This is a genomic window from Fibrobacter sp. UWB5 (assembly GCF_002210295.1).
Classification (GTDB): Bacteria; Fibrobacterota; Fibrobacteria; order Fibrobacterales; family Fibrobacteraceae; genus Fibrobacter.
This window is the reverse complement of sequence record NZ_MWQH01000004.1, coordinates 68,415-88,957: the sequence shown is the minus strand read 5'-3', so window position 1 is coordinate 88,957 and position 20,543 is coordinate 68,415. Positions and strand designations below refer to the sequence as shown.

At 51.4% G+C, this 20,543-nt stretch carries 7 protein-coding genes and 1 tRNA gene; 4 read left to right on the top strand and 4 right to left on the bottom strand.

Features of this window, described 5'->3' with window-relative positions; genetic code table 11:
- Positions 1-177 precede the first annotated feature (177 nt).
- The 3 genes from B7989_RS07625 to B7989_RS07615 all read left to right on the top strand — a co-directional run bounded on the left by B7989_RS07625 (position 178) and on the right by B7989_RS07615 (position 13,049).
- A complete protein-coding gene (locus tag B7989_RS07625) occupies positions 178-5,121 on the top strand; it encodes an InlB B-repeat-containing protein (protein ID WP_088627940.1) in 4,944 nt (1,647 codons plus the stop codon).
- 498 nt (positions 5,122-5,619) lie between these two features.
- The gene (locus tag B7989_RS07620; RefSeq protein WP_088627939.1) at positions 5,620-11,340 is read left to right on the top strand and encodes a hypothetical protein; all 5,721 of its coding nucleotides are present in this window, start codon (positions 5,620-5,622) and stop codon (positions 11,338-11,340) included.
- A gap of 44 nt (positions 11,341-11,384) precedes the next feature.
- Positions 11,385-13,049, top strand: a complete 1,665-nt coding sequence (locus B7989_RS07615; protein WP_088627938.1) for a DASS family sodium-coupled anion symporter — start codon at positions 11,385-11,387, stop codon at positions 13,047-13,049.
- Positions 13,050-13,334: 285 nt separating this feature from the next.
- Here the strand turns inward: B7989_RS07615 and B7989_RS07610 are convergent.
- Together B7989_RS07610 and B7989_RS07605 are read right to left on the bottom strand one after the other, a co-directional pair.
- Positions 13,335-13,408: transfer RNA gene (locus B7989_RS07610), tRNA-Val, on the bottom strand.
- A 48-nt stretch (positions 13,409-13,456) separates the two neighbouring features.
- Positions 13,457-14,005 carry a hypothetical protein gene (locus tag B7989_RS07605; RefSeq protein WP_088627937.1) on the bottom strand — a complete coding sequence of 183 codons (549 nt, stop codon included), beginning with the start codon at positions 14,003-14,005 and terminating at the stop codon, positions 13,457-13,459.
- 38 nt (positions 14,006-14,043) lie between these two features.
- Here B7989_RS07605 and B7989_RS07600 point away from each other — a divergent pair, with 38 nt between their 5' ends.
- Positions 14,044-14,649 (top strand): 4'-phosphopantetheinyl transferase superfamily protein, encoded by a 606-nt coding sequence (locus tag B7989_RS07600; protein WP_088627936.1) that lies wholly within the window; start codon positions 14,044-14,046, stop codon positions 14,647-14,649.
- Positions 14,650-14,678: 29 nt separating this feature from the next.
- Here B7989_RS07600 and B7989_RS07595 read toward each other — a convergent pair whose 3' ends face one another.
- Both B7989_RS07595 and B7989_RS07590 read right to left on the bottom strand, forming a co-directional pair.
- Positions 14,679-15,137 carry a hypothetical protein gene (locus tag B7989_RS07595; protein ID WP_233144307.1) on the bottom strand — a complete coding sequence of 153 codons (459 nt, stop codon included), beginning with the start codon at positions 15,135-15,137 and terminating at the stop codon, positions 14,679-14,681.
- Positions 15,137-20,461, bottom strand: coding sequence for a PKD domain-containing protein (locus tag B7989_RS07590; protein WP_144264992.1), 5,325 nt, complete (start codon positions 20,459-20,461; stop codon positions 15,137-15,139). Before B7989_RS07590 ends, B7989_RS07595 begins: the two co-directional genes overlap by 1 nt.
- Between the last annotated feature and the right edge of the window lie 82 nt (positions 20,462-20,543).

Here is a 20,543-nt window from a genome sequence, read left to right as displayed (position 1 = left end):
ATATTTGTAAGTCGTTGACTGTCAATAAGTTGATTTAAATCACACTTTTTGCGGGATTTGATTGCCTAAGCCCGGTTTGTTCCATGTCACAGACACTAGGTTTTTGGGGGTACCCCCCTATCTTTTTGGGGATTTTTAAGGTATTTTTACATATAGAAGAAGATAGTTGAGGGTTTTATGAAAGCAAAAATCGGTTTGTTTTTGTTTGCCATGCTGGCGTGGACCGGCATGGGTTTTGCTGCACCCGGTGACGAAGTGGCGGCAACCTCTTATTTTAACCTGAAATCGCAGGTTAATGGTTACGGCATGAATGCTACCACCATATTGGTGCTTAGCCAAGAAGCCAAAGATTGTAAGCCTGTAGCGATGCCTGGCATGGGTATGTGGGGGACTCCCACCAATGGCTGTGTAGCCAGTGTTACCGCTACTCCCGAAAACCTAGCCAAAATGCTTGAAACAAACTGGATCAAGTCGGTTACGTACAAAGGCGTGACCCTTGAACTCGCTACCAATATCGACTTGGGTGAATATTCCGCCACGACTGAAGAGGGCAAGTGTGACGTAAACCATGTGCCGTTCCCGGCTATTGACAGCACCATGTTAAACGGAAATGGCAAGTACATTAAAAATCTTTGCTATGTAGCATCCGATGCGAAAGAACCTGTGGGCTTGTTCAAAATCGTTAACCGCTCGACTGTCAAAAACATCAAGTTCGATGGCGTACGCATTATTGTCAGTGGCGAAAGCACCAAGGGTGATGCTTACCACCCTGTGGGTGCCATCGCGGGCGTGGTGACCTATTCGCTGATCGACAGCATCGGTATTACGAATGCCGTAATCCAAGGGCCCGTTGCAGGTGGCCTTGCGGGTTATGTCCGCAATTCGACTCTTTCGAATGTCGTAGGCGATGGCGTTGCTGTCTCTAATACGGTCGCCATTACCGAAGGCTATGCCGGTTCTGCCGAATTAAAGCGTGAGACTGGTTATAACGCATTCTTGGGCGGTTTGGTTGGTTTTGTCGTTCGCGACACGAGCGAAGGCGACAATACTTTTATAAACGATTCTATTTGGGTTGACGTTCGCGACGAGGCTGTTGGCCACAAGTCCGCTTTGGGCGGTATTGCGGGCTTTGTCAAGACGATTGGCAATACCAATGAAAACTTGCAGGTCGTTAAAACGGTCGGCGCGCAAAGCGAAGTGTTGCCGTCCCGCATTTCGGGCGGCTCGTCTATGGGTGGCATTTTCGGCGTAGTGACGGTGTTCAAGTCGAACGCGTTCGGTGCAAGCGCCAATACCGGAAAATTCGTTCTCAGTAATAGCAAGTTTAGCGGTAAAATCTACGATGCTTCTTCTACTGATGTAATCGCGGTGGGCGGCCTTGTGGGCTTTGATTCTACAGAAACGAACACGTCTTTCCAGGTTGTGGATGGCTACGCCGACATTGACTTGACCGATGTATTGCAGGTGGCGGGCAAGTACCAGTACTTTGCCGGCGGCATTGTCGGTTATGGCGCCTCTTGCACGAGCGGAAGCACTGCGGATACCGACTTCTTGAGCGTCAAGAATTCCAGAACCGAAGGCTCCATTTCGCTTTCGGCTTCGGCAGCTGCGGTTGACGGTTTGCATAGTGACGCCTACTTGGGCGGTATCGTGGGGTCCGCTTGCTTGGCCCAGGCAAAGGACATGGGCATTGTGAACGATACGTCTTCTGTCAAGATTACCTCGAAGGTCAAAACAGCTGTGGATGGTGAAAAAGAAGATAATGGTGCCCCGGCTCGTGACAGCGTGTTCGTGGGAGGCGTAATCGGCTTTGCAAGTGTCGCTGTTGCCGATAAGCCCGCGACAATTTCTAGCGTGTATTACGATGGATCCATTGTGGTTGAAGACAGTTTGAACAATGTGTTCGTGGGTGGCATTCTTGGCGGCTTTACCAAGGTCGAAGGCGGCAAGACGGTGAAGTTCGAGAACGTGATTGCCCGCAACGAAAACCTGATTTCTTACAAGGCGAAAGAAGGTGCTGCAGTCACTACCACGAACAGGCAAGAAACCAACGTGGGCGGCTTGTGCGGCGTCTGTAACGAAATCACCCTCATGAACAGGGTCGGCGTTTCGGGCGAAATTACGGTGGGCGGCAAGCATTCCGGCAATGCGCTCTTGGTCGGTGGCCTTGTGGGCGCCGCCAACGCAAACGAAGTCGAAGTGGAATTGCGCAATGCCTTTAGTATTGGCGAAATCTCGGTGACCGCAACCCATAGCGATGCCGATACGGACTACCAAAAGAAGGTGGGCTACCTGTTCGGTAAGATGGTGGCGAGCAAGGGTTACAGCGTAAAGTCGGTGTACCATTACGACGAAATTGACAATACCAACATTATGGTTCCGTTTGGCCAGCTGGGTTATTCCGGAACAACGGATTGGGCTACAGATGCCGACATTCACTATGTGGTCCGCAATGGAGAAACGGATGCTCTTTCGGGCGACCATAACGGAACGAAGAAGTCTGTAAAGAATTCCCAATTTGCTGGGTTCTTGAACAGCGCCTATAGCAAAGAAGCGGATTATGCGTGGAGCTATTTGAAGGGCAGCAACAGCGACCTCCCGATCTTTGCGGTTAAGGACCTGTATGACCCCGTTAAGCCTGAATCGGAAACCGTTTATTACATGGTCACTTTTGTGACTAAGAATAAGCAGGATATTATTAAGCAATATCAGGTGAAGGCTGGCGAAGATTCCCCCGAACCGACCTTAGAAGATGTGCTAGATCACCCGGTCGAGGGTCATACCTTTAATGGCGAATGGGATAGGGATTTCCATAATATTCAGGGTGACCTGACTGTAGAAGCTCAGTATGACGTTAACGTGTACACGGTCAAGTTCTTTAGCTATGACGGTTCGCAGATTGGTAAAGATCAGAGTGTGAAGTATATGGAATCGGCTCAAGCTCCGACGGCTCCGGCCCGCGAAGGCTATGAGTTTGCTCGCTGGAGTGACTTGTCTTACACGCAGGTCAAGGACAACTTGAATATCAAGGCGGAGTACAAACCGAAAAAGTACTGGATTGTGTTTAAGGATTTCGATGGTGGGCTCGTTGCAAGCGATTCCATTGAATACGGTGCGGTTGTGTTGTCTCCGATTCCGGAAAAACCGCGCGCAGCTACGGCTGAATACGTATACACCTTTGTGGGCTGGGATCCTGAAGTGACCAGAGTCAAGGGCGATGCCGTCTACAAGGCTGTTTACGATTCGATCAAGGTGCAGTACATGGTAACCTTCTTGGATTACGATGAATCCCAGATTGGTGACGTTCAGATGGTGGAATACGGCGCTGCGGCCGTGGCGCCTGCAGAACCGACGCGCGAAGGCTATACCTTTACCGGTTGGGACCGCAAGTTCGACAAGATTGTCAAGAATCTGGATGTGATGGCGACCTACGAAAAGATTCAAGAATCTTCGAGCTCGGTTGTCGAAAGTTCCAGCAGCGAGCCGGAATCCTCGAGTTCTGTCGAAGTGTCTAGCTCGAGCGTGCCCGAAAGCTCCAGCAGCGTCGAAGAATCTTCGAGCTCTGTTGTGCCTGAATCGTCTAGCTCTGTCGAAGTTTCCAGCAGCACTCCGGTGGTCTCTAGCTCTAGCTATACGGGCGAAATCAAGATTGTGAAGCCGACGATTGAACAGTCCGGCAATGCAATCCTCTTGACCTTCGGTACCGAAAACGTCGATGAAACTGCGGTCGCCCACATCGTGGTGACGGGTGAGAACGGCGTCATTCTGGAGACGGATATTCCGAACTCTGTTGTTGGTGGCGGTGAATGGGAAATGACCCCTGCTCCGATTGGCAAGTTCAAAGTGACCTTGACGGTGGGTGACAAGGTAAGACAGGCCGAATATAGCGGACGTTTTGAAGTCGCCTCTCAGATTACGGCTGCTCCGGGTAGCTGGCAGATGGTTTCGCTGTCCGCCTTCGACAAGAAGAAGGTAAATGCCGACGACGCCTCGTTCTACTGGTGGGACGAAAGGAACCCGGTGGGCGATTACTGGCAGTACCGCGCCTTTAACGGCGAAAATACCGATGCCACTCGCGGCTTCTGGTACGGTACGACCGTTGGCAATCCGTTGGTGATCCGCGAATCTACCGGCTCCAAGGATTCTGAAATCGTGTGGGAACTCGATAGCCTGTACAGCGGTTGGAACCTGGTGGCTAACCCGTACGGCTGGAATGTGAACCTCACGAAGGGTTCTTCCGATAACGGTGCCAAGGTGACCTTCTGGCGCTGGGACCCCACGAAGGGCGGTTACGACCCGAATCCTCAGGTGGTCGGCCCGTACGAAGCCGTGTGGGCGAAGGTGACCAAGTCTACCACCTGGCGCATGCCTGCCGCTCCGGAATTCAAGCTTAGCGCGGTGCCCTCCGATGTCGAAACGAAGAAAGCGATGCATAAGGATGCCGCTGGTATCAAGGGCGCCTGGAGCTTGACGGTTTCTTTGGCCGACGATTACGGTAAGCAGGATTCCTGGAACGTGATTGGTGCCGGCGCCGAAGAATCGCTCGATGAACCGCCTGCAGGCATGGGTAACCGCGTGTCGCTTGCAATCCGCAATAGCGAAAAGGGTGCCAAGCTTGCCAAGAGCATCAAGGCTGTCGCAAGCGAATACAGCTGGATTCTGGACGTGAGCGCAAACTCTGCCCGCGATGGCAAGCTCAAGTTCGAAGGCGTCAAGGAATTGAACAGCCAGGGACTCAAGCTGTTTGTGACCGCAGATGGCGTGACGACGGAAGTTACGAGCGAAAAGGCCCTGAATGTGGCGCTCGCCAAGTCCGCCAAGCAGGTCGAAGTCCGCGTGGCTGCAAGCAATGCGGTGGTGGCATCTTCCAAGATCAGCGGCTTTGGCTCGACCCTTGCGGGTGGCACGCTGCAGCTTGGCTTTACGGCTCCCGAAGCTTTGGCCGGGGCACGCGCAAGCTACGCTGTGGTCGGAATCGATGGCAAGAAGGTGGCTGCGGGCCAGTTCAAGGCGACCGCCGGTACGAACCAGTTTAGCCTGAATGCTCCGAAGTCTGGCGTGTACTTTGTGAGAATCAAGGTCGGCAGCCAACAGCTCTCGGGCAAGGTGCTTGTGAAATAGCGCACAGAATTTTAAGCAAAAATGTGACACTTGTCAAAAGGCGGGCCTGGGGCCCGCCTTTTTTGCACTCGTTCTTACTTTTTTATTGCATAAAAAATTATTATTGACTTGTAGCGTTTGGGATAAACGTTGTTGGAGGCTATGATGGGAAAAATAGCGAAGCTTTTTTTGATTTGCACCCTGCTTTTGGTAGGGGAGTCTTTTGCAGATTTAACGCGTCCGCTTAAGTTTAGTTGTTCTAAGTCTACTGATGATGTCTATACTTGCGATATTGAACAGCTTCAATCGTCAAAGCCGACTGCAAATACCTACACGACATGGGGAAGTTTTTTACAGGCTTTTCAGACTGAGATTGAATCGAAATTGGATATTTCCAAAAATCCTTCTGCAAAGACTGATTATAGCGGGTTTGTAATTCGTTTTAATTCTAATATCGATTTTGGTGGATACCAAAAAACAGGCGATGTTATCACTTGTAGAGACGCTACTTTTGCTCCCATGAATTTTGGACCGCTTGCGTTCCAGCCGACGATTGATGGTAATGGTAAGACGATAAAGAATTTCTGCTATATTACCGAAAACATAAATGCTTCGTTCTTCGGGGATCTGCAAAATTCTAAGGTTCAAAATATTACATTCGATATGGCCTATGTCAAGGCGACGGTGACTTCAGGGACGAACTTCGATGCGGCGGTTGTGGCTTACAGGGTGGCGAATGTCAGCTTTAAGAATGTGACTGTGAGCAATTCGCTGGTGTATGGTTGGCAGACCGCGGCTTTGGCTGTATATTCTGGAGCTTCGTCTAGTGACAGAGATAACCCTGCGGTTGCGCTTTCTAAAATTAAGATTCAGAATGTGACTTTAGGCATAACTAAGGATGTTATTGCAAGTCACTCGACGGTTGGCTCTCTTGAAAATCTGCAGTCGGCAAGTGGTGGCGTTATTGCAAATATCGGTGGGTATCCTGTAATGGACAGCATCGAGGTGTCGAAACTGAACGTTCCTGATGCTATTTCAGAAGTCTATAAGAGTGTTTCAGGTTATGAATATGTTGGGAATCGTTATGTCGGTGGCGTTGCGGGACGTTTCGAACCTTCGGCAGAGGATGACGGTTTTACCTTAGGTAGAATAAGTGTGTCGGCTGATTTGAGCGGCCTTTGGGTGGGCGGCTTGTTTGGACGAGCTTATATTGACAATAATTCTCTTAGGGGCGCGTCCTATTTTAAGCTGGCGAATGCGAAGGTGACTTTGAACTCGGCGGTGCATTCGGGTGGCAACAACAAAGCGCGTTTTTTTGGCGGCCTTGTTGGGGAATTGCATTGGTTAAGGGGCCAGATTTCTTTGTCGAACGATACGGTTGATGTTTCGGCGACTTGGCATCGCGAAATGGATTATTTGAATTCCAAAGCCTGCATGGGTGGGCTTGTTGGATATGTTTCTGGTGAAGAGGATGATACTCCTGTTGATATTTATGCCGAAAATAATGTGGTGACGGCAGAAATGAAAACCTCCGCTGGCGCGGTTTATGCAGGCGGAGTTCTGGGACAGGTGTCGTTTGTTCCCGGTCCTAATACCAATGCTAGTGGAAATGTCCTTGTCAAGAAAACCAGTGTCAAGGCGAAAGAAACGAACTTGATTATGACTACGGCCGAAACGGTAAATACGGTCTGTGCTGGTTACCTGGTGGGTAATGCGGTGACTCGTGGCGGAAATATCAATATCCTGCAAAACCATGCCGAAGGCAATATCTACATCGCTAACAATGGGGTGGTTGCAGCGGGTGCCTTGGGAGCCGAAATCGGTTTGGGGTGGTTTAGTAGCATAGATGTAAGCAACAATTCCTCTATTGGTGATTTGCATGCTAAAACTATTGTTGGCAATAATTTTGCTTTCAGGATCTTTAGGGGGTATGTCGCAGGAACTCTTGTGAGTGAAAATTCCGGAACAACCGTTAGCGTGAGGGACAATTTTCACTATGGCTCAATGGATATGTCTATTCTTGATGCGGTGGACTCGTTGCAAATCGCGGGTCAGGGAAAGAAAAAATCGGATTGGAGAGACAAGTGCTCGGAAAATTTGAATATTTGCTTCAATTACCGTAATGAGTTGAAAGGCGATTCGGCGTTGTCGGTTTCTGGCGTCTTGAGTAAGGATGGCTCCGGTAAGATTATAGTGAATACAAAAGGTGGTGATTATTCGTATAACGGTGTTGTCGATGCCGATGTCATGAAGTCCCGCCTGTTCACGTATGTGCTGAATGCGACGCAGACGTCTAATGCTGCCCCTGCAACTTGGGAAAATGAACCGTCAAGTTTGCCGGTGATTTCGTCAAATAAAACTGTATATAAACTTGCGATAAGTTTGTCGGATGCAGATTATAACGCGTTGTCGGCTGGTGACAAGGCCGCTTTAAAACCTTATTTGCCGGAATACTACGTAGCAGGACAATGCTCCTTGTACCTCTACACGGAAAAAAATAGTATGCTGAAATCGGGCTTGAGATCTGACTTTGACGAATTTGATCCCCGTTTTTTGGTCGTCAATGGTGCCGGCAGTGTTTATAATTTCAGTCGAACTTTTACCAAAGACGATAAAGCGAAAGGCTTGACGGACCGTGAAATCAAGGTGACCTATTATCTACAAGATCCGGAACAGGTGGCTGCTGGCAAACCCCCTACACCCGTGTCAATGGACAACTATGTGGATGACGTGACTTTTGTATGGCCGAAGGTGGAAAAAGTCCGCCAGTTGTCCAGTATGGATATCGTTCCGATGGCTGTTTTGGATTACAACAATACCAAATACCGGTTGGTTTTATATCAAGCGTATACATGCCCGGCGAACGCAAAGTTCTTTACTGGTTGCCAAAATGTTCTTGCAAGCGGTATTTCGGAAGCTGTAAAACAAATGGATAATTTCGAGGATGTTCTTAGGGCGTTGAGAGCGTATGTAGACAATACAAATGGAGAAGAAATTCAGTTATACTATCAGCTGATTAATGTAAACAATAGCTCTAATTACTTGCCGCAGGTAGAAATCGGCTTGCTTGATAGTAACGCTAAAATCAATGTCGCAACATACGGCTATAATAAAAATCAGACACTTAAAGAGATTGATTCGTATGAACTGGGAAGTTCCAAAACTTTGCAATCTGGTGATATTGTTTCGAAGTACGGATTCAGCCTGGCAGAACGTGGTTTTACGTTGAATGGCTGGGATATTGATTTCTGGGTCGGATTGTACGAAATATCCACAGACGTGATTAAAGAATGTTATAACGAAGGAAGCCAAACGGCGAAGTGCTCCGAAGCGAATAAGTATAGAGATGACACCAAGAATTATTTCCATAGTGAATATGAGATTGAGACTCAGGTGAATGGAACGGTAACAAGTGGTACGTTTCGGTTAATGAAATGGTCCACTGTACTAGGTGCCGATAAAAAGTTGAATTTGGATTCGTTGGTACAGGCCTTGTCTATAGTCGTTCCTCAAAAGGCTCCGGATGCGTCTATGTTCTTGGGCGTGAAGCCGCTGCTGACTGTGAAACAGTATAATGTTAATTTCGATATAAATGCGGGGGATGCGAACGTATTCTTGACGGACAAGTTTGTGATTGAGAAGACGAAGACTTATTCCCGTGAAAATGATGAAACGGCAAAACTCCCCGAGGGTGTTCTTTCGACTAGCGCCTGCTTTACCGGCTGGATTGAAAATGCTGATAATCCAGTGTTGACGCCGTCGCTAAAAATGGATGGCACGCTACTTGAAGTCGCAAACCCGAAAGATGCAGGCGCGTTTGATCTGTATGGAGCCTGGGATGCAGGCTGTACGGTTGAAAAAGCCGAAGTGCTTTTGAAGGTGGTTGACAAAACGGGTGCCGAAGGCAAATATGGAACGGTTACCCTGAACCAGTCGTACTGGAAACTCGGGAAAGATAGCGTGATCCTCAAACACGAATTCAAGAACGGAAAACTTGAAATTCCGGTTTCCGCAGATTCAATGACTCTGTATGTGACGCCTGTCCGAACCAATAAAGATTACGATCTTGCCAAGCTCACGTTGAAAAAGGCTGATGGAACTGAATTGCCGATTCCGCTTAATCCTCGAGATACTTCGTTCAAGATTGCGCCTGCGGCAGGGGTGACGGATACGCTGTATGCCATGTTCGGAGGCTTCATTGATGTCGATGTTAAAGTGAACCGCGACGATGTTATTTATGGCTATAAGTCTGATAAGAAGACGCTTCACGTGGTAGAACGCGGCACCACGTATTTGCCTAAGTGGGTGTATACTCCGGCTGAGTGCGTGCTCGGGTGGTCTGTATCGCCTGATGGTGTCGATTATGACCGTGATTCGATCGCAAGCGATGACTTGACTGCCAAGGTGACGAGTGAAAAGGCTGTGTATGCGGTGTGGGGCGATGCAGATGCTTGCGTGGCGAATGCGGATTACCGTCGTCTGAAACTGGAAACGGAACATGGGACGGTGAAAATTGTCGAAATCGACACTGGCGACGGTTCCGAAAAGATGCATGCCTTTGCGGATGATTCCACGATGCTTTTGCCGCAAGATTATGCCAGTTCCTGGGTGGTTCGTGCAGCACCTCAGAAGGGGTATAGGCTAGATTCCATTGTGATTGATGGCCGCATTAAGCTTGCCGATGGAGATGAATTGGCAGATTCGATTCAGGGCTATTTGCCGATGAGGGCTTACTTCTCTCCTGTTCCGAAACAGGTGGTAAGCCCCAAGGGCACGGTGACATTGTCGGAGCGTAAGCAGCCGGTCTTGTCTGGAAACGCAATGCGCCTGAATCTTGAATGGCACGTGAAACCGGGCTATGTTGCAGAATTGAATGCGACGCTTTTTGATGCTTTGGGCATGACGGTTAAACAGTATACTAATAGTGTTGCAGACACTAGCTCCTACAACTGGGACGTGTATCCGCTGTTGCCGGGTAAATATATGGCCCACGCGGTTCTTAAGAACGGTACCGATTCTACGTTGATTAATACAGATTGGTTCTGGGTAAGTGCCGAAATTGCCGTTGCCCCGAATACTTGGCGCATGTTCTCGCTTTCGGATGTAGACCAAAGTGCGATCGTGTGGAACGACAATATGGCGTTCTATTACTGGGACGAATCTGCCGAATATGGCGTTATCTGGAAATACCAAAAGTACAATGGCGGTGTGGTGAACCCGCAGCAGGGCGTGTGGTACAATTCCTTGGAAGGCCGCCCGCTTGTGTTGCGCATGGATGCGGTGACGGGTAGCAACGTGGCCCAGGGTGCCCACGAAATTGTGTGGGAAGTGGAAAGCGGCTGGAATATGGTGGCTAACCCATATGGCTGGAGAATTGTGCTGCCTCCGAATACCCTTGAAATGTGCAAGTGGTCTGCAGATGCCGGATTCCTCCCGGTGGATACGCTTGAACCGTACGAAGCGGTGTGGCTGCGTTCCGATACCAAGACTATGATTAGCTTCCCTGTAAAACCTTCGTTTGGCGGGGCTGTGAATGCGGGTGGCTTGCAGAAGGCCGCTTTGGCGAAGGCGACTCGCAAAAGCTGGACTTTGCAGGCCGTGCTTGAAGACACCAAGGGCCATAGTGATTCCTGGAATGTGCTTGGCGTGGGCGAGGCTAACGAAAGGTTGGAACCGCCTGCAGGCATGGGCGACTTTGTGAACCTGTCGGTGGTCGAGGGCAAGAAGGCTTTGCTCAAGTCTATCAAGAGTGCCGAAGACGACCGCTATGAATGGAAATTGGCCTTGAGCGCTACGACTGACCGCGTGGGTTACCTCAAGTTCGAGGGCGTAAAGGCCCTGAACGAGAAGGGCCTGAGGGTCTATGTGACGATTGACGGAAAGACGACCGAAATGGGTGCCGGGGACAGCCTGAGGGTCCTGCTCAAGGCCGCAGGCTCTACGGCGACCGTCCAAGTGACCTCGTCCGAAGTCCGGACCGTCGCCTCGAAACTCGAAAATCTGCGCTTTGAGCGCGTTTCGGGCACCCTCCGGGTCGGATTCGACGTGTCCAGCGACTTGGCCGGTGCCGGCTACCGTGTGCAGCTGGTGGACTTTAAGGGCCGGGTTGCCGCCACCTATAGCGCCAAATCGACCGCAGGCCACAACACGCTCGCACTTACAGCCCCGAAACCGGGCCTGTACCTGCTCCGCGTGACCCTCGGCGGCCACCATGCCGTCCGCAAGGTGGCGGTGCATTAATAATCTTGCCATAGGGGCGGCATTTTTCTAAATTTGGCCGCACTATGACAAAGGCTAAATTCATCAAGTTCATCATCGCGTCGGTGCTCGCCATCGCCGCTCTCTTCTTGCCCTACGAATCCCTCGGATTCGATGCCGCAAGCCCCATGGGAATCCTGAATCCGCTCGAAATCCGCGTTATTGGCGTTTTCGTGATGGCGGCCCTGTTCTGGATCCTGCAACCGTTCCCGATCTGGTCTACCTCGGTGCTCGTCATCGTGCTCATGATCGTGACGATGTCTGACTCGTCCCTCTCTCCGTTCCGCGTGGACGGCGTGACCATGATCAGCCATAAGTCCATTATGGCTACGTTTGCAAACCCGATCATCATGCTCTTCTTGGGCGGCTTCTTCCTTGCTGCTGCCGCTACCAAGTACAAGATGGACTTGAACCTTGCCCGCGTGCTCCTGAAGCCCTTCGGCAAGAACCCGAAGTTCGTGCTTCTTGGCCTCATGCTCATCACCGCCGTGTTCTCCATGTTCATGAGCAACACTGCTACCGCTGCCATGATGCTTGCCATTCTCGCTCCGGTGCTCAAGCTCTTCGACGAAGATGACCGCGGTAAAGCTGCCTTTGCCCTCGCTATTCCGCTGGGCGCCAACATCGGTGGTATGGGTACCCCGATCGGTACGCCTCCTAACGCTATTGCCCTTGGCGCCTTGAACGACGCCGTTGCCCGTGGCGACCTCGTTGCTAACCCGGTGAGCTTCGGTCAGTGGATGGCCTTCGGTATTCCGTATGTGATTATTTTGATGGTGATTGCTTGGCTCTTGCTCCTCAAGATCTACCCGATCAAGATGAAGGAAATGGTCCTGAACATCGAAGGTGCCGGCAAGTTTGATACCAGCCCCAAGGCCATTATCGTGTACATTACCTTTGTCGTGTGCGTTGTCTTGTGGGTGACCGGTAAGGGTGTCCACGGCATTAACGATAACGCAATCGCTATGATCCCGATGGCCGTGTTTGCCTTGACCGGCGTGATTACCAAGAAAGACCTGAACGCAATGAGCTGGGACGTGCTCTGGCTCGTGGCTGGCGGTTTTGCTCTGGGTGTTGGCCTGAACGCTACTGGCCTTGCCGCTCACTTGATCAAGACGATTCCGTTTGCAAGCTGGTCTCCGATCGCCCTCATGATCGGTTGCGGTATCATCTGCTTGTTCATGGCTAACTTCATGAGCCATACCTCTACGGCTACGCTCTTGGTTCCGATTCTTTGCGCCGTGGGTATTGCTTGCCAGGACAACCTCGTTGGCCTCGGTGGCGTGACCGCCCTGCTCGTTTCTGTTGCCTTTGCAAGCTCTCTCGGCATGAGCCTCCCGATTTCGACTCCGCCTAACGCCTTGGCCCACGCTACGGGTTACACCGACACCAACGGCATGGCTAAGACCGGTATCGTGATGGGTCTCTCCGGCCTCGTCCTCTCCTGGGTGATGATGATCTTCCTTGCCAAGGTGAACTTCTTCGGTACTCCGGTTCCGAAGGCCGCTGAAGCCGCTCCGGCAGCACCTGCTGCTGTGGAAAAGGTTGAAGCCCCCGCTGCTGAAACCGCCGCTCCTGCTGTTGCTGACAGCGCTGCAGCAGTCGCTGCAGACTCTACGGTTGCCGTCGCTGTTGATAGCGCCGCCGCTGCTAAGGTCGAAGTCGTTGATACGGCTGCTGCCGCCAAGTAATTAAAGGATTTTTCTTCCTGAACAAAGACCGCCTCTCAGGCGGTTTTTGTTTTTTTATACAGGATTTTAAGGGCAGAGCCCTTAGGCGAAAGGGTAATGGAAGACCCGGTGAGAGACTGGCCGCTAAGCGAACATTAGAGGCCGAAGGCCGAATCCATGTTCGTGTGCGGAGCAGGCTCGAGCAGGGGCTGTAATTAGGGAGAGCCTTCTCCCTTTTAAATTTAAAGAGATGAATAAAAAAGTCTAGAAAACAAAGAAGCCTCGCTAGAAGCGAGGTTCTTTCAGTGGTCGATACAGAACTCGAATCTGTGACCTCTACCATGTCAAGGTAGCGCTCTAACCAACTGAGCTAATCGACCGAGGTGAGACCAATTATAGAAAATATAAATTAGGTTGTCAAGGGGTGATTAACGTTCTGAATCGGGTACCCAGTAGCGGAATCGGCCGCTCAAATGGAGCGGGGGGAGGCTGTCGCTGCAGGTTCCGGAGCGGCAATCCATGAAATACAGGTCCAAATCGGCTGTCCACAGGGAATCTTTGATGATTTCGTCGAACTTGATGGTGCTGCTATCGACGATAAGGGGGGCTTCTGTCGCGAAATTGGCGCGGAGCCATGAAACGTTCTGCATACGGCCGTTCAGGCTTGCACGGCCCACCGGAGTGAGTTCCTTGCCGGTCTGGGGGCTGTTGACCATGAGCGAAAGCTGGTCGCCCTGCTTGCTTTCTTCGATTCGCGTGCAAAAGTAAAAGTAGTGGTGGCTGTTGTTCACGTAGAACGGGGGCTCGACGTCGTTTTTGTCGAGTTCTATGGTGTAGGGACCGTCGCCGTTGAGCGTGTACTTGAGGTAGCCGCCGCCTCTGACTTCCCAGCTATTGTTGATGTCGCCGCATGCAGTGAGTGCAAGCGCGATTGTACCCAGGGTGATGCCTGCTTTTTTGTGGAAAGTCAAATTCATGCCCCTAAAGTAGAAATTATCTTTGGGTTAAACATATTATGAGTGAAAATAAAATCCATAGGCTCGATGTCGAATCTCCTCTGGGGGTGGTCCACTTGGCTGGGTTTGCCCAAAAGCCGGACCACCGTGCGGTGATTTTTGGCCTGCTGTCGGAGTATTCGGGCTGCCCCGTGAGTGCCACCGACCTATGTGAATCCAAGGAGAATCCTCGCCCCGAGTTCCCGAAACTCGACTTTGACGTGAACTGGACGCATTCCGAAGGTTACTGCGTGTGCGCCTATGGCGAGCGCGGTTCTCGTGGCCGCCTAAAGATCGGGGTGGACTTGGAAAAGTTTTCGCCGAAACGTTTGCACCTGGCAGAGAGATTCTTTAGCAAAGAGGAATCTACGTGGCTTGCGGGCCTCGATGAAGCGTGCGCCATGCAGGAATTCTTTAAACTCTGGAGCCGCAAAGAGGCCTTCTACAAGTGCGTGGGCGGCGAATTCTTTGAGGGCACTCTTAGGCGCGATATGCAAAAAAATCCGGTGCTTGTGGAGCAACCGGATTCTGTTGAACCTGTTACGGTTCATTTTGTGGACTTGGACGCGGCTGCAATCGGAGCCCCGATGCGTGCCGCATTCTGTGTCGCTGTCTCTCGTCTGTAGCCGCTTAGCGGCGTCCTTTCGTCTCTCGTCTAATTCGGCAAGTCCTGTTCGCCCTGGGCAATCGGGGCGTCGGGAGCCGGGCCGCCCTGCTGCGGTGCTTCGAGCGCATACAGCGGCAGGCTAACCAGTTCTTCGCCATCGACCAGCAAGCGGATGATGTACTTGTCCGGGCGCTTGATCTGGAAACGCTGCAAGTTCAGGACCATGTTCACCGCGGCGGTGTCAAAGCCCTGGGCCACAGGTTCCAGCGGAATCTTGGACTGCATGGGCGGCACGATCGGCTTGCCGCAAACGTCTTCGAATACGAGCGTCAGGTCGTGCATGCCCGCTTCGCTACGCATGTAACGGATTCTGAAAGCCGTGGAACACTGCGGAATCACCAGCGGAAAGTTCGCAAAAATACGGTCGAAAGCTCCAAGGATATTCAAGCGTCCGCCAGCGCCGTTGGCGGTTGCAGCATCACAAATAGAGGCAATTTCAATATTCATTATTTAATCTCCCAGTTGTCGGCCACATACTTCATGACGAGCGGGCCGTTGTTTTTGGCTGTGTGTGATTCACCATACGCGGTTTCGCGGGCGAGCATCGAAACGTAAACCTTTCCGTTGCTGTTTGTTGCAATCGTCGGGCAGGAACCGCGCAGATAGTACTTGTTCTTGTTGTAGAATACAAAGCTGAAGTAGGGCAGCTGGTTTTCACCATGCAGATGCCAACTTCCGCCTTCGAGCCTGTACACGTGAACCTGCGACAGGTTGGGACGTCCGGCATCGTCCATGGCTGCATACAGCGTGTTCCCGGAGACGGCGAGACTGATGTTGTAAGCAATCAAGCCTTCGTGAATGGACTTGCTGTATACTCCGGACTTGTCGATAGTAAGGTTGTTGTTGGTAATCGTTCCCTTGTACAGGTACGGACCATATTTTCCGTTTTCCACATCGCGGTTTGCAAAGCCAAGGTACAGGGTGTTCGACTTTTCAGCGAGTGCAATCTTGCTCATGTGCTTGTCCATTTTTGCGGCATGAGTGTTTTGGTAACTGCTGCTGTAGATGAACTTGTATCCTGTGTAGTCGGAGGTGTTGTCGACTGCGATAATGACGAGGCTTCCGTTGCTTGCGAACAGAGCATTGAATTCACGGTAGTTCACTGTAGTCGTGGTATTGCCGCTGGTAAATCGGTTCTTGAGGCTGCTGAATGTGGAATTGTTTTTCCATGTGCCGCCGTTCAGTTCTGCCAGATAAACGGCGTTACTCTTGAGGTACATGACCACTGCGTTTGTGGCGCCGCTCTTCACCAGAATCTTTGCCTGCGTCACGCCTTCAATAGTGTTGCCCATTTGGGTGAACGACTTGTACACGCTGTAATTGCCTGCGCTATCAAGTACGCCGACATAGATTGTAGAGCCATCTGCCACCAACTGGATCGAAGCTACCGGTTGGGTAAAGGTGATGGTACCGACATTGCTCCAATTGTCGTTCTGGAGTTGAGTGACGACAATCTTCTTGGCAGCGTCATCATGGTAGGCGACGGTAGGTGCGTCGTTTACAAGCGTCATGACCGACGGCGTATTCGAGGTGCTCTTTGCAATCACGGTGTCTTTACCTTGATTACGCCATGCCTTGCGGAAGTACACCTTGCGGCTGACTTCTTCGGCGCGGTGCCTGTTGAAGAAGGAATGCGTCGGAGCTGTAGACGTGCTGTCGCGGTAGTCCAGAGAAATGGTCATGGAGCCTTCGGTCGTTTTACGGATGAAGGCCGTGTTGAATTCGGCGATGCTTGTGTCAAGGCCGCCGTCTTTCTTGCCCTGATAGAAGTTGCCGTCGACGTTGCTGAATTTCCACCAGTAATCCTGCATGTTTTCGTTACCGAGGTCGCCCATGATGGAGTTTTTGGCGTTCCATTCCGGCGTGTAGAAGTAGATGGCTTCGTCATCGACCGCTTCGTCGCCACTCCACAGGTAAACGGTATCTGCTGCGGTAATGACGCCTACCGGATGATGTTTCATCAAGAGGACTACGGTTGTGTCGCTGAAGGTGGCCTTGGTGCTGGTTTCCTGAGCAGACACGATACAATTCATGTCTTTACCCTTTTCGGAGTAAGTCGAATCCTTGCTGATACGGAACGATTTTCCGTTGGCGGCATAGTCGTATTTGCTGACCTTGGATTCCAAAGTCTTGCCGGTGGCCTTGTCCTTACATTCCCAGGTGAACCAGTCAATGCCTTGCCATACGTCGTTTACGGTGGCGTCGAGAGTGAATCCGTCGCCTTCGTTAATATAGATGAGTTCTTCCTTGACGCGAATCAGCGGAATGTCCGTGGAGAAGGTAATCTTCATGGTGTCGGAAACCATGTTGCCGTCGTTATCGGTGGCGCGGGCAACGCAGTAGAACTGCGTTTCGGCGGCAGGCGCTTTCCAGACGGTGTCAAAGTCGCTGACGGTTTTCCACTTGCTGGCAATCTGTTCGGGCGTGCCGCAGCTCCATTCGCGCTTGGCGATGCTTCCCGGGTCTGAAGGCAGGTTGTTGTCGTCGTAGGCGTCGGCGTTCAATGTGATGTTGTAGCCTTCGCGAACGGTCAGGCTCTTCTTGGTGACTTCGATGCTCGGCGGTGCAAGGACGATGTCAATCTTGACCGTATCCTTGGCGATGTTGCCGTCATCGTCGGTGACGCGGGCAATGCACTTGTAGCCGTTTTGTGCGGTGGAAGGCATGGTCATGGTCGTACGCGGCGACGTGGCGGAACTGTACGTAAAGCCGATGTTTTCGGCCGAGGCGGAACCACAACCCCATTCGTATTTGACAAGGGAGCCCAAAGAGTCCTGAGCGTGTGCGTTGAGCTCGACGACATCGTTGATGGTGACCTTGTTGTAGTTGACGTATGCGGTGACAGACGGCATGCCGACAACGACTTTGTAAGTGGCCGTGTCGCGAGCGGTGTTGCCGTCATCATCGGTAACCTGGACCACGCAGTAGTATGCGTTCATTGCAGTCTGCGGCATGACGACTACCGTTTGGGCAGAGCCCATGTCGTCCCACACCGGGTTCTTGAGTGCGGACAGGTTGTCGTTACAAGCCACTTCGTATTTAGCGATGTAACCGAGCTTGTCGCTAGCACTTGCCTTGATTGTCTGTTGACTGTTGATCTTGACAGTGTCTTTCTTGGTGTTCAGGCGAACGGTGGGCGGGTCGAGCAAAGTCTTGAAGGTAAGCGTGTCAAAACCGCGTTCGCCGTCATCGTCGGTTGCCCTAAAGATGCAACGGTGGTTGTCGACTTCGGTGCCCGGAAGTGTTAACTGGAGGGCGATGTCGCTGACCGATGCAGTGGGCGGGTCAATGTCTTTCTTGTAGTCATAGCTGACCATTCCGTTGCTGCAGCCCCATTCAATCTTGTTGATGGTGCCGAACTTGTCGCTTGCCGATGCCTTCACGGTGACGACGCTGTTAATCTTGTATTCGTTCGTCTTGCTTTCGGTGGTAACATCAATCGTCGGCGGATCGCTAATCACGATAATCTTGGTGGAGTCGGTGCCGGATTTGCCGTCTTGGTCTGTAACGGTTGCGGTGATCGTGTAGGTGCCTACGGCATTGTAGGCGAGGTTTGCTTCTAAGACATCGTCTGCGGGGCAGGTGTAACCGGCAGCCAGTTTATCGCTGTTGGAGCAGTTCCACTTGACAACCATGCTTGTGCTGGCCTTGCCCGGGTAGGTTTTTACCTTGAATGCGATGGGGTCGTTAAGGCTTACGGTGTCGTCGAAAGCGGGCTCCGTAAAGATAATGGTGGGGTCGTCTCCGCGGATACCGAACTTGACCTGGGCTTTTACGTCAGCTCCGTTCTCGGTGTAAGATACGGTCATCAGGTATTCGCTACCTGCGACAGCTAAATCCTTGAGCTGGTCGTAAGTGTATGTGATCGTGGCCTTGCCGTCTTCGTCGACGTCGCTTGTTTTCTTGGTGTCATCTATGTCCCAAGTCCATTCGACTTTCTTGGGCGCGGGCATAGCATCGCTGATTTCCGCCGTAAATGTGAGGGCCTCGTCTTCGCCAATACGGGCGTTCTTGTCTCCGTTAACATTCAGAGAAATCTTGGTTGCCATGATGGTGATGGTCTGTTCCAGTTTCTCGATGTTGCCGGCTTTATCCTTGGCGCTGTAAATGAACTTATGGTTACCGTCGACCAGATTGTTCAGGCTCAAGGCGCAGTTGTAAATGGCCCCTTCTTCGCCGATGCTGCATGTTAAACGCTCTACCTTGCCATCGATGCTTGCGCTGACTGAATCGATGCCGGCACCTAGGTCGCGGGCGTAAAGCGTCTGATTGAAGGCGCGAGTTGTCAGGGTGTCGATGTTTTTCACGAGAAGCATGGGCGGTACGGTATCTTTCAATTCGATTTCGTCCATGCGGAACAGGCTGCCCGATTCAATAAAGAGGTCCTTGATGGTTGCACCCTGGTATTCCTTGAGCGAATCAGAAGTGACGGTGGCAGTGTAGGTGCCTGCATCAGCTTTAACGGTGTAGTTACCCTTGCTGTCGGTGTAAGCGTCGAAGGTCTTGTTCCCGTTGTTGAATTCGATATGAATGCCGGAATGGACCGTACGGCCCTGGTACTTGATGACGCCGGTGAAAGATCCCTGAGTCGAGCTCAAGTCGCCGATATAGAAGTTCCACGGACGGCTTGTCTTTTCGCCGGTAGAAATACGGGTGAGTCTCACGACGTCATAGCCGTCGGTGGCGTACATGTCCCAGTATATGCGGCCCGTCATGGCCTTGCCAGGATCACTGATGAGAGTGATATTGTTCTTGCCGTTGGCATCAATCGGTTCAAAGATGTTCGAGGTGAAAGCCTTTGCAATCAAGTCCTCGTCGGTGAACGCCTTTTGCGGCGGCTGACCGTTCTTGGAAATCTGGGCGTAAATAAAGTACTGCAAATCTTGCGGGTTGTCGTCGTCTTCGCCTTCGTAGTAGAAGTAGAATCGGTCGTTAATGTTGTGGCGGGCGCCGTCTTGCGGATAAATGACCTTGAGCCTTGGAATGCGGTTGAAGTGCAAGTTCACGCTGTCCTTGGTTTCGTTGCCATCGTCGTCTTTTACGATCACGTAAATCTTCTGGTTGCCAAGCGAATCCATCTTGGCGTTTTCGTTCTTGATTGTCAGGTAGAGCGAATCGTTGTCTTCGTACCTCTTGTACTTGACGGTCTTGGCGGATTCTTTCTTGCCGCTTGCGTCCAGGTTGATCATGACATCTACAATCGTTCCGAAGGAATCGCTTGCTAAAATCGGAAAGGTGATGTCGCCATCGTGCTTGGTCCAGAGGGTGTCCTTGGGGACAACCAAGGTCGGCTTGGTGTCGATGACGCGGATCCATGACTTGCGGGTAGCGGTACCGGCGGTATCGGTTGCGTTGTTGCCGTCAAAGGCGACGAACTTGGGCTCGTAGAGACCCGGTTTTGCGTAGGCCCATGCCTGCGGCTTGGCGTTGTCGCCGATAATGGTGGTGTCCTTGCCGTTCTTTTTGGTGAGTGTCCATTGGAACCTGTATATCTTGTCCACGTTGTAGGGCAAAAGACCGATCAGGTACACGGTGTCGTTCACGGTAACCGTCAGGGTGTCCGGAATGGTGTCCGCTTCGCTTGTGGCGACATTTGCCATGGAGTCGGCGAATGCCTGGGCATCTTCGATTGGCTCGTTAAAGGCGAATACACGGGAGTGGTTATTCTTCAAATTCACGTTTTCCTTGACGGATGACTCCCTGGAACATCCGAAAAGGGCTAGCGTAGCGCTAAGGCCGAGGGTAAACAACAAAAAATGGGGTACACGCATAGCACATCCTCAATTAAATACTAAACAATTTTTACACTTTAAATCTATCTTTTTTATTTGAAAAGCGTGTGTGAAAATTTAC